This is a genomic window from Trinickia sp. Y13 (assembly GCF_029522115.1).
In the GTDB taxonomy this organism is placed as follows: Bacteria; Pseudomonadota; Gammaproteobacteria; order Burkholderiales; family Burkholderiaceae; genus Trinickia.
Window position 1 is genome coordinate 155,124 of the sequence record NZ_JAKWFK010000007.1, and the last position, 12,890, is coordinate 168,013.

General features: G+C 66.7%; 10 protein-coding genes and 1 pseudogene. All 11 read right to left on the reverse strand.

Features of this window, described 5'->3' with window-relative positions; genetic code table 11:
* On the reverse strand, positions 1 to 1,152 hold the full coding sequence (locus MMB74_RS14755; RefSeq protein ID WP_277429390.1) for a HAMP domain-containing sensor histidine kinase: 1,152 nt from the start codon (positions 1,150 to 1,152) through the stop codon (positions 1 to 3).
* Positions 1,149 to 2,873, reverse strand: a complete 1,725-nt coding sequence (gene sctC, locus MMB74_RS14760) for a type III secretion system outer membrane ring subunit SctC (protein ID WP_277429509.1) — start codon at positions 2,871 to 2,873, stop codon at positions 1,149 to 1,151. Before sctC ends, MMB74_RS14755 begins: the two co-directional genes overlap by 4 nt.
* A 131-nt stretch (positions 2,874 to 3,004) precedes the next feature.
* Entirely contained in the window at positions 3,005 to 4,744 is a 1,740-nt protein-coding gene (pilV, locus tag MMB74_RS14765) for a shufflon system plasmid conjugative transfer pilus tip adhesin PilV (RefSeq protein WP_277429391.1), read from the reverse strand.
* A 4-nt stretch (positions 4,745 to 4,748) separates the two neighbouring features.
* Positions 4,749 to 5,231, reverse strand: coding sequence for a type IV pilus biogenesis protein PilM (gene pilM, locus MMB74_RS14770; RefSeq protein WP_277429392.1), 483 nt, complete (start codon positions 5,229 to 5,231; stop codon positions 4,749 to 4,751).
* Positions 5,232 to 5,301: 70 nt separating this feature from the next.
* Positions 5,302 to 5,871: a type 4 pilus major pilin gene (locus MMB74_RS14775; RefSeq protein ID WP_277429393.1), complete on the reverse strand. Its 570-nt coding sequence runs from the start codon at positions 5,869 to 5,871 to the stop codon at positions 5,302 to 5,304.
* A 61-nt stretch (positions 5,872 to 5,932) separates the two neighbouring features.
* Positions 5,933 to 7,012 carry a type II secretion system F family protein gene (locus MMB74_RS14780; RefSeq protein ID WP_277429394.1) on the reverse strand — a complete coding sequence of 360 codons (1,080 nt, stop codon included), beginning with the start codon at positions 7,010 to 7,012 and terminating at the stop codon, positions 5,933 to 5,935.
* Positions 6,999 to 8,693, reverse strand: coding sequence for an ATPase, T2SS/T4P/T4SS family (locus MMB74_RS14785; protein WP_277429395.1), 1,695 nt, complete (start codon positions 8,691 to 8,693; stop codon positions 6,999 to 7,001). The genes MMB74_RS14780 and MMB74_RS14785 overlap by 14 nt, the downstream gene beginning before the upstream one ends.
* 2 nt (positions 8,694 to 8,695) lie before the next feature.
* Positions 8,696 to 9,439 carry a hypothetical protein gene (locus tag MMB74_RS14790; protein WP_277429396.1) on the reverse strand — a complete coding sequence of 248 codons (744 nt, stop codon included), beginning with the start codon at positions 9,437 to 9,439 and terminating at the stop codon, positions 8,696 to 8,698.
* Positions 9,429 to 10,715: a type 4b pilus protein PilO2 gene (gene pilO2, locus MMB74_RS14795; protein WP_277429397.1), complete on the reverse strand. Its 1,287-nt coding sequence runs from the start codon at positions 10,713 to 10,715 to the stop codon at positions 9,429 to 9,431. Before pilO2 ends, MMB74_RS14790 begins: the two co-directional genes overlap by 11 nt.
* Positions 10,716 to 10,740: 25 nt before the next feature.
* Positions 10,741 to 12,441: a PilN family type IVB pilus formation outer membrane protein gene (locus tag MMB74_RS14800; protein ID WP_277429398.1), complete on the reverse strand. Its 1,701-nt coding sequence runs from the start codon at positions 12,439 to 12,441 to the stop codon at positions 10,741 to 10,743.
* A pseudogene (locus MMB74_RS14805) lies at positions 12,438 to 12,689 on the reverse strand (toxin co-regulated pilus biosynthesis Q family protein); the annotation flags it as partial. The gene MMB74_RS14800 and the pseudogene MMB74_RS14805, both read right to left, overlap by 4 nt.
* Positions 12,690 to 12,890 lie beyond the last annotated feature (201 nt).

The window sequence follows — 12,890 nt, forward strand, 5'->3', positions numbered from 1 at the left end:
TCAAAGTGCTCCTTGCTTGAATACGTGGACCGCGGCCGTGGCCGCCGGCGTATCGCCGGGCGCAAGGCACGGCAGCCGCATCACGAAGGTCGTGCCGGCCTCGTCGTTGGGTTGGGCGTGCAGCGTGCCGCCATGCATGCCGACGATCTGCGAGGCGAGCTTCAAGCCGAGCCCGAAGCCTTTCGACGAGCGGTTCGGCTGCATGTCGAAACGCTCGATACGACCTTTCGCGCGCAGTCCCGGCAGGCCGCCGGCCTGGTCGCTGACGTGAATCTCGGCGTGACCGTCGCCCACTTTGAAAAGAATCGTGACGGTGGAGCCGGGGCGCGAAGCCTGGATCGCGTTGTCTACGAGGTTCTGGAATGCGCGTGCGGTGAAGCTGCGCACGCCTTCGATCCATACCGCCGCTTCGTCGGGCAGCCACAGCCGCAGCAGCACGCGTCGATAGACCGCCGCGACCTCGAGCTGGGGCACCAGCTCGCGCACGGTCGCGCGCAAGTCGAAGCGCGAAAAATCGTTCTTGCGCAGATTGCCGAGCACCGACGAGAAGATGAAGTTTTCGCCGAGGGTGAGCGCATAACGCGCGAGCCGGCCGATCTGATCCATCCCGCCGCACTGGTCGAAGGCTGGCGCATCGCTTTCCGCAAGCTGCGAGAGCGCAATGATCGAGTTCAGCGGCGAGCGCAGATCGTGCGACAGAAAACGCAGCGAGGCGATGCGTTCGTCGAGCCCGCGGCGCAATGCCGTGACATCGATGAGCGCGACGGTTGCGTCGATGCCGCCGTGCGCCGGCGCCCGGTTGCCCGCGCCGGCTTCGACGTGGGCCAGCTTGAGCCAGAGCCAGCTCTCGCCGAGCGGGATCTCGAGCCCGCGCGCGAGCGCATCGCAGAGGGCTTCGTCGTTTGCCATGGCGCCGCTGGCCGCGTTTTCGCTCAGCGCGCCGAACACCTGCACGAGCGACGCGCCCGTTGCAACCGGGCGGCCGAGCATCTGCTGGGCGCGTGCGTTGGCGACCACCACGTGGTGCTCGCCGCCCGCGCGGCTGAAGGCGACGGTGCCCCACGGTTGGCTGTCGAGCAGCGCTTCGAGCCGCGCGATTTCCGCGTCGCGTACAGCGGCGGCCTGCGCATGGGGGAGGGCTGGGGTGGTCATGGTTCGATGATCTTGGGCGTCAGCAGGAACAGGCGTTCCATATGGGAGTCGGTTTGCTGGGTCGTTCGGAAAAGCCCGCCAATGACCGGAATCTTCGATAGTCCAGGCACGCCCGATACCGTATGCGAGCGATCGTCGACGCCATAGCCGGCAATCAGCAGCGCCTGCCCTTGCGAGATGAAGGCCGAGGTGTTGATGTTCGTGCTCGTGATGACCGGCAGGTTCGAGACGGTCTGTGAGCTCAAATGACCGTCTTGAATCGTCACGTCGAGCTTGATCTGCGTGGTGCCGTTCTCCTGCACGACCATCGGCAGCACGCGCAGCGAAACGCCCGTCGAAACCGTGTAGAGATCGGCCGATGCATAGCCCGCCACCGGCACGAAGAAGCGTGTGACGTTGTCCATGACCGCTTCGACGTTGTTGAGCGTCGTCACCTTCGGGCTGGCGTCCACCTTGGCCTTGTCGGTCTGGGTGAGCGCGTCGATGCGCGACAACAGATAGCGGCCTGCATCGCCGAGCACAGCGGAAAGCGACATGCCGAGCGGCGCAGCGTTCACGCTCGTGCCACCCGCGAGAGAGGTCGTCCCGAACGTCGGCGCGAGCGTGCCGTTATAGGTGCTTTGGGCCGCACCCGCGCCCGTCTGCAGATCGACGTGGCTGTTGTGCAGCGTCCAGTCCACGCCGAGCTGGTCGAGTGCGCCGTCCTGGACTTCGATGATTTGCGCCGAGATTTCAATGAGCTGCGGCTTGACATCCAGACGCTGTAGCAGTTGAGGATATTGGAACATGCGGTCCGGGGTGTCGCGCACCAGGACCGAATTCGTGCGCGGGTCGGCTTGAAACACGGGCAGCGTTTCGTCCTTGCCGCCGTCGTCGGGCGGCGCCTCGTCTGGACTCGCCGCGGCGCGGGCTTGCTGCAACTGCCCAGACGGCATCGGCGCGCCGCCGTTGCTGCCCGGCGGCAACGGCGGCAGGGCGACGTAACCGGCGCCACCGCGGCCGTTGCTCATTCCGCCGCCCGTCGAGCCGTACACGTCGCGCGTCGGCGTGTTGCGCGCCACATAGGCGAGCTTGCGCGATGGCCCCGCTAGTGCGCCGCTCCCAGATTGCGGGTGATACATATTGTTGAGCAGCGTGGCGACACCCGGAATGGTGACGTTCTCGCCGTCGACGTTCACCGTCCGGTCCATGGCCCAAGCGTGCGCGAGCGGAAACACGCGGACTTCGTCGCCCATGCGGCGCGTACTCTTGCGGTCCACACGCTGCGCGAGATCCTTGATCATCTTCACGTACGACGGCGGCCCGCTGACGATCGCGACGCCTTGTGCCGCGTCGTACGTGAGCGGGAAGCGTTTGTCTGCCACGCCCATCTGATCTAGCGTTGCCTGTAGCTCGCGCACGGACGTGCTGTCTAGATCGACGACGGCGTTCGTCATGTCCGACGGGGCGACGATGTCGAGCACCGTTCCGTCGTAGTACCAGATGAAGCCGAAGGTCGCCGCCAGCGTATCGAGAAAGCGCTGGGGCGGCATATGGAAGCGCCCGCTGACGGTGCCCGACACGTTGCTGCCGATCATGGCGGGAATGCCTTGGCTCGCGGCGAAGTCGCGCAGGACGTCCTTGACGTCCTTACCCTCGGCCGCGTATTCGATCTGCGGGCTCTTCCAGTGCACGACGGCTGCCTCGGCCACCGATGCGCCGGCGAGCGAAGCGAGCGTCACGCCGATCAGCGCGAGGGCAGCGACGCCGCGTGCGGCGCGCTTGCGGCGGGTGGGCGGACCCGGAGGCGGGGTCGAACGGAGCGGTTTGAATGACACGGCTTGAACTCCCTGTAGGGCTGCTGCTCAGTTATTCAGTAGTACGAATTGATGTTCCACCCGATGACGAGCGGGGTGATCGGAACGGCGCTGCCGTCCGGAGCACATGTGCTGGCTTGGTAAGGCATCGTCTGCCCGCTGTATGACACCCAACTGGTGAAAATTTGGATCAGGTACCCGTTCTGGTTCGGCATGAGCGGTAGGACGAGGTTTTCGGTGATGCCCGAGGAGGTGTCCTTGATCCCGGGCGTCTGTGACAGGTTTCGGCCGATCGTGTGGTTGTCGTCGTTGTTTCGGACGATCACCTTCTGCTCCAGGTGGCCTGAGAGGCCGGTCATTTGGCAATATTGTTCGCTCATATGCCCCCACACCGACGCCGTGATCACGCCGGGCCGAGCGAGCGTGAGCGTCCATGATTGGGTGTAGACGTACCAACCAGCGCTGTTGATCGTCACATTCGCCCCGTCGGGATAAGCGCCCGTGTATTGCTGGCAATAGCCGAAGTCGGGCGAGGGGTTGGGGCCGATGATGACGAGGCAGCCACCAGACCCCGCGCCGTTGTCGATGCGCGTCGCGTCCTGCCAGGTGCCGCCGATGCACGAGAGCATGTGTCCCGTTCCGTCGACGCTCAATTGCCCGACGCCGCCGAGCGACGCCCCGTTGTCACACGGCGAGCCCAACGTGTTCGTGGCGGTCATGGCCATCTGTGCCGCCGCGACCGTGCCCGTGCCGAGGTTGAGGTTGCCGTTGTTGTCGACGATCAGCGAATGCCAGGACGAGCCCGTGTATTCGTAGGGAATGCCGGTGTCGAGCGCGAGCGCGACATCGCCTTGCACGGCGCTGGCGCCCGTGGGCAGATCGGCCTGGCTCGCCACGGGGTCGCGCCAGTAGAGCGAGCCCGCGCTTTGCCAGTAGCCGGCGCTCGAGCACGAGAGCACTTGGCCGGAGGCATCGGTCGTGATCTTGCCGGCCGAGTTCGCGATGCCGGCGCCGCAGGCGCTGTCGCTTTGTCCGGCCACGTGGGTCTGGTCGGCTAGATAAATCGGCACGTGCATCGTGTTGGCGTCCGCATAGCCGGGCACGCCGACCCGATAGAGAAAGTCGCTGTTCGTGTTGCTTGGCCCGCTCGAATAGATTTCGGAGACGAGATGGCCGGGGCCCGTGGCCTTGCCCGTGCAACTCGCGCTGCTCGGGTTCGGCGTATTCGCGACCCACGAGCCGTAGGCGCCGTAGGCTGCGCTGTTGGCTGTGTGGGAGGTGCCGGGCTTGACTGCGGGAATCGAGCCGCCGCCGGCGCCCGAGTTGGCCGCGATATAGCCGAGCTCGATATCGGGAATGGTCTGCCCGCCCTCGGTCACGAGCAGTGCATCGAGTCCGCCTGTCGATGGCGCGAACACGAGCAGGCAAGGGGTCTGGCCATAAACGTTTTGCGCATTGAGGCCTGGCGGCAGATAGCTCGACAGTTGCAGGCCGCTGGGCGCGGTAAGCGGCACGACGGCGGGCGTGGTGGCGGTGGCCGACGAGGCGAGCGTGGCGTAGTTGGCCTGCACGAGCTGGGTCGCCGCACCGGCCACTTGCGATTGGAACTGCGCGGCCTGCTGATCGCGAATGTTCTTCATCGACGTATCGATGAGCATCGACAGGCCGATGAGCATGACGCCCGCGACAAAGAGCGCCCCGACGCTTTCGACCAGTGTGACGCCGCGTTCGCGCGCACGCGAGCGGCGGGCGCCGCGCGAGGCGAACGATCGGGTGGCGGCAGGCTGGCGGCGCATTGCCTTAGCCCCGCGTGACTTGAGCCATCCAGACGGGCGTGCCGTCCGAGATGCTGTTCGCGATGGCGGCGGGCAACGGAATGCTGAGGCCCGGCTGGCCGGTCGGGACGAGGGAGCCGCCGCGGGCGACGCCGGCGAACACCGAGCCGTGCGCGATCTTGGCGGTGAAACTCGGGAGCGAGGCCGACGTCGGCGACTGCGCGTAGACCACGACCGTATTGCCCTCGACGTAGTTGTTCCACAGCCCGTCGGAGGCATAGTGCGCGATCTTCTTCAACTGCCCCGGCGGGATCGAGCCGATGAACGAGGGATCGGCCGATTGCAAATAGCTGATCACCGACTGCCGGTACGCTGCCATGTTGAGCGCTTGGGCTTGCGCTTGCGCGCTGCTGCTGGCCTGCGCGACCGATTGCATCTGCTGCTGGCCGAAGGTCTGCCAGGCGCCGACGACCGTGGCGATGACGGCAAAGGTAGCGAAAACGTACATGGCGTCTCTCCCTCGTTCGCGAGGCCGGCCCGGGGCGGATGCGCCAGGGCCGGCATCGGGCTGACAGGCGTTAGTTGGAAGTCCAGACGATCGAGTTGGCGTTGGCGTCGCTACAGGCTTTCGTCGCGTTTGTAGGCGAGACGGGCGTCGGAATTGCCCCGGCGCCATTGACTGCGACCTGCGTGAAGCCCGAGGTCGTGCCCGTCAGCGCATCGACGCACACGTCCTGCGGCACGTTGGCGTAGCTGATCGTGAACGTGGTGGTCGCACCCGTGAGCGTGACCGCGCCGCCCCAGGCATTGCTGATCGTCGAGTTCGTGGTGTTCACGGCCATGCCCTGGGGCACGGCGCCCGCAGCGATGATCGGCCCATCGAGCGCGCCGGTCCCATAGTTGCCTTGCGTCGTCATGTAGAGCTTGCGGGCAGCGGTCTGCATCGAAGAAAGCTGCTCGAGCATCGTGTTGGCGTTGGCGCTGCCGAACGCCGTGCGCAGCAGCGCGATGGCGCCGATCACGACGATCGCTGCAATGCCGAGGTAGGCGATGCCTTCGAGCAGTGAGGCGCCCCGTTGGCGGCGTCGCGCGCGCGGCGTGCTGCGCGGTAGGGCGGCGGGCTTGACGATGCGACGGTCCGGTTTCATGTGATTCCCCCAATAAGCCAAAAAAATGTCCGGCGTGACCTGAGGCCAGGCGTTCGTCCGGTTATTTCAATGATCGCGACACCGCCGCGATCTCCTGCTGGATGCCGAAGAACCCGGTTACCAGCCACGCGATGACGACCGCAAGCAACACGATCGACATACTGTTGAGCACGCGCATCTGCGTGCCGACGATCTCGACACCGTCTTCGAGCCACTCGGCGGCCAGCACTTCGAGCGCTTGCGCAAAGCCGCTGTACTGCGAGTAGATGCAAAGATCGTCGACGATCTCCGACGACGGGAAGCGATATCCGGTGGCGCGCAGCGCCTCGCCCGCGTTCAGGCCCGACTTCACGCCGAACAACGTGTCGTCGATCCGCGCGCGCAACCAGGGCGCGGCCGTGGCGCCAAGCCGCACGAGCGACTTCTCGACGGTGAAGCCACAGGTCTGCAGCGACGAGAACGCCATCAGAAAGCCGCTGCCGATCACGAGCCGATAAAGCGAGTAGGGCGGCACGCGATCGAGCAGGACGCGCAGGCGTCCGTTCCAGTTCGGCATCGACCACGCCACCAGCGCGCAGAAGGCCATCGTCAGCGCCACGACGAGCAGCATCCAGCGCTGCGTGAACTGCGACATCAGATAAAGCGAGCGTGCCGCGCCGTGCCAGCCGCGCGGGTCGGTGAAGATCGCGAACTGCGGAATGACGCGCGTACCGAACACGTAGATGTAGGTGAAGACCATCAGCAGGACCATGCTCGGATAGGTCACGCCGCCGATGATCGACGAGCGGATCTTGCGACCCGCCACGACCACCCGCGTGACCGATTCGAGCGCCTGCTCGATGCGGCCGGCCTGCTCGCCCGCGAGAATGATCATCTGCTCGGATTGCGGCACCCAGCCCGACATGCCCTCGGCCAACTGTCCGCCGTTTTGCACTGTACGGCGCCAGTCCGCAAGCGCGATGGCAAGCGCCTCGTTCGGTTTGCGGCCGTTGTGCGAAGCTCGCGCTTCGAGGTCCTCCAGCACCTTGAGCAGCGGCAAGCCGTTGCCGAGCATCTTGCTGATCTTGCGGTAGATCCGCAGGCGCGCGTTGGCCGTGAGCTGTAGCTTCGCCCACCAGCGGTTGACGTCAGGCAGCCGCATGACGGATCCCTCCGGCCTGCTCGCGCAGGTAGTCGTCGTATTCGCCGCGCGAGGTCAGGTGTCCCACCACGCGCTCGGCCATGCGCGGATCGACGAGCCCGCCGAGGACCTTGCGGATCGCATGGTCCGTCACGGTCTCGCCGCCGAGCTGGCCGAGCCAGTAGCCGAGCGCGCCGGCCTTGTCGCCATCGCGCAGGTAGGCGAAGAACCGGGCGTCGGGCCGGATCACCTCGGCGACTACCGAGCGGCCGATCGTGCCGCGCTGACGGCAGTGCGCGCACCCGGACCCGACGACGCAGATATCGGCGAGGCGCGCCCCGGCGATCTGGTTCACACGCGCGACGAGCGCTGCATCGAGTCCGTCGCGCACCTGCGCAAAACGCAGCTTGCAATGCGGGCACAGCAGCTTGACGAGCCGCTGGCTGACGAGGCCCGTGATCACCGATTCGTCGGTGACCATGCGCAGAGGCAGACCGAGGTCGATCAAACGGTCGACGATCGAGATCGCGTTGTTGGCATGCACCGTCGTCCAGACCTGGTGGCCCGTCATCGCCGCGCGCAGGGCGCTTTGCGCCGATGCGCCGTCGCGCACTTCGCCGATCATGATCGTGTCGGGGTCGAGCCGCATCGCATTCGAGATCGCCGCCGCGAACATCGCCGAGCGGGCTTCCTCGCCTGCCGCATTGACCACGGGCGTTTGCACGGCGCCGGCGATCGGATATTCGACCGGATCCTCGACGGTGATCACGTGGATCGAGCCGCCTGTGTCTCGAATCGCGCTTGCGAGCACGCGCTGCAACGTGGTCGACTTGCCCGAGCCCGTCGGGCCGCTGATGATGTTCATGCCGATCGGCTGTTCCTTCAGGAACTCGAGTGCGGCGGCATGTTCGGCGGTAAAGCCGAGGCTTTCGAGCTCGGCGTCGTCGCCGGCGTCGTTGTAGAGCAGCCGCAGGACCATCACGCTGCCCACGCTCGTGGGCGCCGTGGCGATACGTACGCCGAACAGTTGATCGGGCAGCTTGTCGCGATCGCCAATGGCCGCGTCTTGCCGTTCGGTCGGCTTGTAGGTGTTGTCGGCGACGCTCGCCATCGCCGCATAGAGCGTGGCGAGCAACCGCTCGCCGTGCTCGCGCGTCTGCTCGCGCACGCGCACCAGTTCGTTGTGCACGCGAAAAAGGATCTCGGTGGAGTGCCGATGCACGCGAATGTGAATGTCGGAAGCGCGTTCGCGGCAAGCTTGCGCGATCAGTTCCTTGGCGACGGTCTGCATCGCCGTGTGCTCGAGCGGTTCGATGCCGTCGGCCCGGTGCTCGCGATAGGCGCGCGCGATCATGTCGAGCGCGACCGATACCGTGTGGTAAGGCTTGCGCATGCGCTCGAGCCGCGCGCGATAGGAGAGCACGTACGGGTTCATCTCCTGGCCCTCGGCGATGAGCAGCCGCCCGTCGTCGAGCAGGCACAGGAACTTGCCTTCTTCTTCGCTGGCCGCGAGTTCGCCATGGTCGCTGAGCGTCTTGGCGCAGGGCGGCTCGGTCTTGCGTTCGCCGTTGGCTCTTGTCACGGCGGGTTCGCCGGCTTTCGCCGTGGCGGCGGGTACGACGCCGTCGCGCCGCCACGCCGGCTGCAGGGGCTGCGGCGCTACGTCGGCGGCTGCGCCGATGCGGGGGAGAATGTTCGCCATTGTCAGTACCTCGGCAACGAGGGGATGCCGGGGATGCTGGGGATACCGGCGCCGACGCCGCCGGCCGCGGGCGCGCCGGCGTAGCTTTGCTCGCCCGCCGGCAACGTGTCGATGGCCATCGGCAGCGCCACGGGCTTGCGACTGTGCGCGAGTTGCGCGAGCACTTCGCCAGGCTTGACGGAGACGATGCGCATACCATCCGGCAGGGTGTCGCCCGCTTTCACTTCGACCTCGCCCTGATCGCGACTCCAGAGCGTCGCGTAAAGCGACTTGCCGATGCCCTCGACCGCGTGCACCACGAAACCACTGCGTTCGCCGGCGGCCGTGAGGCGAGTGAGCTCGGCGTTGCGCTGCGCGATTTGCGCTTCGGTTTCGAGTGCCTTCAGGCGTGCCTTGAGCACGAGCGTTTCTTCCTCGAGCCGCGTGAGCGCCTGCGCGGTCGGGGAGGTGATTGCAGGCTCGGGCGCGGTCGCCGTCGGCGCCGCTTTCGTCGATGCCTCCGACGGTGACGCGGCCGCTCGGACCGGCGTTGCGTCCGGCTGCAGCTGCGAGATGCCGGCGTGCGAGACGGCCGCATGCGCAAGCGCGGCGCCCGTGCCGGATGGGGGCACGGCAACGGCCGAGGCCGGCGCGGCGAACGCGGGCCCGAGCGCAAGCGTCAGGCCCGTCAGCGCCAGGCATCTCAGCGCCGCGCCCATGGCGTGCGCGTGTTGGCGCACGGCTGGAGCAAAGATCTCAGTTCGCATAGACGACTCCTTCGATGGACCACGTTCCGTCCTGGTAAGTCAGACGTTGGAGCCGCACGCCGGGCGCATCGAGCGCGGGCGCGATGCTTGCCGGGGAGAGCCCGGCCAGATCGGCCGAGAGGTGCCAGACGCGCCATGTGGGCGGCGGCGGGCGGTGAGTGAGCGGTGCGGCGAGACGTTCGTTCTGCGTGGGTTCGGGCCGCGGCGCAGCGTCGAGCTTCAGCTTGATCGAGAGTGACTGAAACGCATTGAAGAGACGCTCGCGCACGCGGCTTTCCGGCAGCAGCGCATCGTCGCCGCCGGGCGTAACGGTGAGCGGGACGTGCCAGGCGGCATGGTCGCCGGTGCCGTCGACCTGCGCTTGCGGAATCTGGCTCAGTAGGAACGCAATGGCCGAGTCGTGGCGGTCCCAAACATAGCTCGCCGCCGTGCTCGAGCATTCGTAGCGCGACAGTTGCCAGCCGCCCGGGGCGAACTCGCCGAATCGTTCGAGGCAGCGTGCGGCGAGCGCCGAGGGCAGCGGTTCGAACGCCCAGGGGTGCACAGCGGCGACCGGCTGCTTCTGCGCGGCCGCGACGATCTTGCGCTGCGCCTCGGCCATTCGCGCAAACGCGAGCGCTTGCTGGTGCTCGCGATACTTCACGTATCCGACCGCCCCCGCGCAGAAGATTACGGCCAGTGCCGCGGCGGCGAGCGGGAGGCGCAGGCTGCGTCGCGCGCGCCCGAGGGCCCACCAGCGATGGACGTGCGGCTTGCCGCTGCGGCGCGGCATCAGCTCTTCGAGGCTGCGCCGATAGAAGTTGTGAAAGCCGAGCGGCTCGAGTTCCTCGTCGCCGATCACGACGTTCCAGCCGCCGAGCGCGTAGTCGGCGAAGAGCCGCTCGAACACTTCGTCGCGCGTGCCGATCCAGTCGCCGTTCGGCAGGAACAGGTTGTCGCGCACGGCGAAGTACGCCCAGCGCCCGTCCGGCACTTTGAATGCGCCGATCCAGTTGGGTGCCGGCTGCTGGCGCCCGTCGTACATCGCACCTTGCCGCACAATCGCGGACGAAACCATCGTCGCCAGCGACAGCATGCCGGGCTGGACGCCATCGGCGAGGTTCGCGAAACCGGCTTCGGCATGATCGCGCTCGATACGCACGAGCAGCAGATCGAACTGCAGCTTGCGCGCAAGTTCGAGCGCTTCCTTGCGCAGCTCGCGCCGCCGCGAGAGCGATTGCCAGAACAGGCCGCTGACGAAGCGGTGGCGGCCGAGCTGGATGATTTGCGCGGACATGATGGGGTTCGTCTCGTGCCTGCGCTCAGGCGCCCGATGCCGTGCGCACGGTCAGCGGCGTGATCAGGATAACGATCACTTCGCGCGAGCGCCGGGCGTCGTAGCCGCCGCCGAGGAGGATGTTCGAAGGCTTGCCGACGCCTTGCTGGGTCGAGTTGTCGGCTGCGCCCTCGTAGCCGCTGATGACGAGCGTCTCGCCCGATTTCATGGCCACGCGCTGCAAGAAGTTGCGCGTGTCGATCTGCGGAGTCTGGATCTGCAGCGGATTGGCACCGCCGCTCGAGACCGTCTGCAGCGCATCGAGCACGGAGAGATTGGTGTAGAACTGCATCAACACGGTGCCGTCGTCCAGCATGTGCGGCAGCAGCGTCATGTTGAAGCCCGTGGTGACGGTGCCCGGCGTCAGCGAGGTTTGCGAGCCGACGTTCGCGGTGTTGGTGGTCGAAATCGACGCCAGATAGCCCTGCTGCGTGGCGACTTGGATCGGCACGGGCTGGTTGTTGAGTGTGGTCACCGAAGCCGAGGTCTTGCGTCGCACGGCTCCCTGCTTCGAGAGCGCCGAGATGAGCGCCGCGGTGCCGTCCGCCCGGCTGTTGGGCGAGATGACCTGGGCGCCGAGCGTGGTCGCGCTGGTTAGGCCCGACGTAAAGGCGCTCGTTAGCGAGAAGCGCGAGCCGAGTGCCTGATAGACGGCGCCCCAGTTGATACCGTAACTGTCGTCGGCCGACAGCGTTACCGACAGCACGGTGACGTTGACGAGAATCTGGCGCGACATTACGCGGTTTTGCTCCTCCATGAATCGCGCGACGCGATCGAGCACGTCGGGGGTATCGGTCACGGAGATCGAGCCCGTGGCCGGTGCCGATACCACGTGGCCGTAGGGCGAGAGCATCGCTTTGATGGCGGATTCCAGGCTGCCGAAGATCGACAGCTGCGAGTTCACCGCCGTGGTCGACGTGTTGTTGGACGACACCCCGTTGCTTGTGCCGCTGCCGTTGCCGCCGCCACCAGCGATGCTGCCTGCGACGCCCGCGCCCGAGCTCTGGGTGCCTCCGGTGTTGCTTGCTTCGCTGACGACATTCGCGTTGACCGACGAATCACCCGGCACCGCGCTCACCTGGAACGTGCGCGTGTCGGTGAAATAGAAATCGATGGCGCCGTCCGTGTACTTCCACGAGACGCCGAAGCGTGCGCAAGCGGTATCGAGCAAGCCCTTCAAATCGCCGCTGCGATAGAGAATGCGCACGCTCGACGCCATGAAGCCTGTGTTGGCAGTCGCAGCAGCCACCGCCGCGCCGCGCCCGGTCGGCAGCGGCGGCAAGTTGACGGTCTGGTTGGCCTTGCCGAGCCCAGCGGGTGCGCCGGAGAGGGCGCGTTCGGAAGCCACGACGGCATCGGCCGACACCTTGGCCGGCACCTGCGCGAGTCGCGTGATGCGTTCCGAAAACTCCTGCAGCGAAGCGACCTGGCGATCGAACGTGACGGGCTGCGAAAAGACGGGCGGCAGGCCCGCCGCCTGCGCGAGCTTGACGGTTCTGCCCGACAGCCAGATTCCGTTGTCGACGACCACATCGTCGATCGTGTGCGTGCGAATGTTGCCTTCGCGGGCGGAGGCCAGCATCTTGCCGCTCTGCTCGGCATCGCGGTGCGCGGCATCCGAAACCGATTGGAGCAGGCCCGTGCAGCCGGCCAACAGCAATGCGAGGAGGGCGAGGACGACTTTCATGACGCGGCTCCGTGGGCAACGATGCGCAGCACCTTGTTGCCCTTGTAAAGAATGGCCTGGATCGGCGTGTCGCTCTTGTCGAGCGCATGGACGACGGCGTGCAGCGCGTCGTCGAACGTGCCTGTGATGGTGGCGTCGGCGTCGATGCCGAAGTCGACCGGCACTTCCCACACGAGTTGCCAGCCAGCCTCCTTGGCCCAGCGCGAAAGCGCCGTCTTCACGGTGCGGTCGGAGACTTCGAGCCGCCAGGTGCGCGAGGTTTCGTCCGCCGGCACAGCGAAAGAGCCGGCTTGCGTCGAGATCGCCGAGGACAGGGCAGCGTCCGGCGGTTGAGCGGGCGCGTGGGTGGGTGCGGCGAGGGTCTTCGATGCCGCTGCGAGGGCGGGGGTAGCCAACGTTTGCGAGACAGGTGCGATGACCGCCTTGGTTGCGACTGCAGCCGACGTACC

Excerpts from the sequence above, each read along its gene's own strand:
- pilM (WP_277429392.1), bottom strand. The coding sequence starts at position 5,231 with ATGTACGTTTTCGCTACCTTTGCCGTCATCGCCACGGTCGTCGGCGCC.
- pilO2 (WP_277429397.1), bottom strand. The coding sequence starts at position 10,715 with ATGTCCGCGCAAATCATCCAGCTCGGCCGCCACCGCTTCGTCAGCGGC.
- MMB74_RS14755 (WP_277429390.1), bottom strand. The coding sequence starts at position 1,152 with ATGACCACCCCAGCCCTCCCCCATGCGCAGGCCGCCGCTGTACGCGAC.
- pilV (WP_277429391.1), bottom strand. The coding sequence starts at position 4,744 with ATGCGCCGCCAGCCTGCCGCCACCCGATCGTTCGCCTCGCGCGGCGCC.
- MMB74_RS14775 (WP_277429393.1), bottom strand. The coding sequence starts at position 5,871 with ATGAAACCGGACCGTCGCATCGTCAAGCCCGCCGCCCTACCGCGCAGC.
- MMB74_RS14800 (WP_277429398.1), bottom strand. The coding sequence starts at position 12,441 with ATGAAAGTCGTCCTCGCCCTCCTCGCATTGCTGTTGGCCGGCTGCACG.
- MMB74_RS14790 (WP_277429396.1), bottom strand. The coding sequence starts at position 9,439 with ATGCGAACTGAGATCTTTGCTCCAGCCGTGCGCCAACACGCGCACGCC.
- MMB74_RS14780 (WP_277429394.1), bottom strand. The coding sequence starts at position 7,012 with ATGCGGCTGCCTGACGTCAACCGCTGGTGGGCGAAGCTACAGCTCACG.
- MMB74_RS14785 (WP_277429395.1), bottom strand. The coding sequence starts at position 8,693 with ATGGCGAACATTCTCCCCCGCATCGGCGCAGCCGCCGACGTAGCGCCG.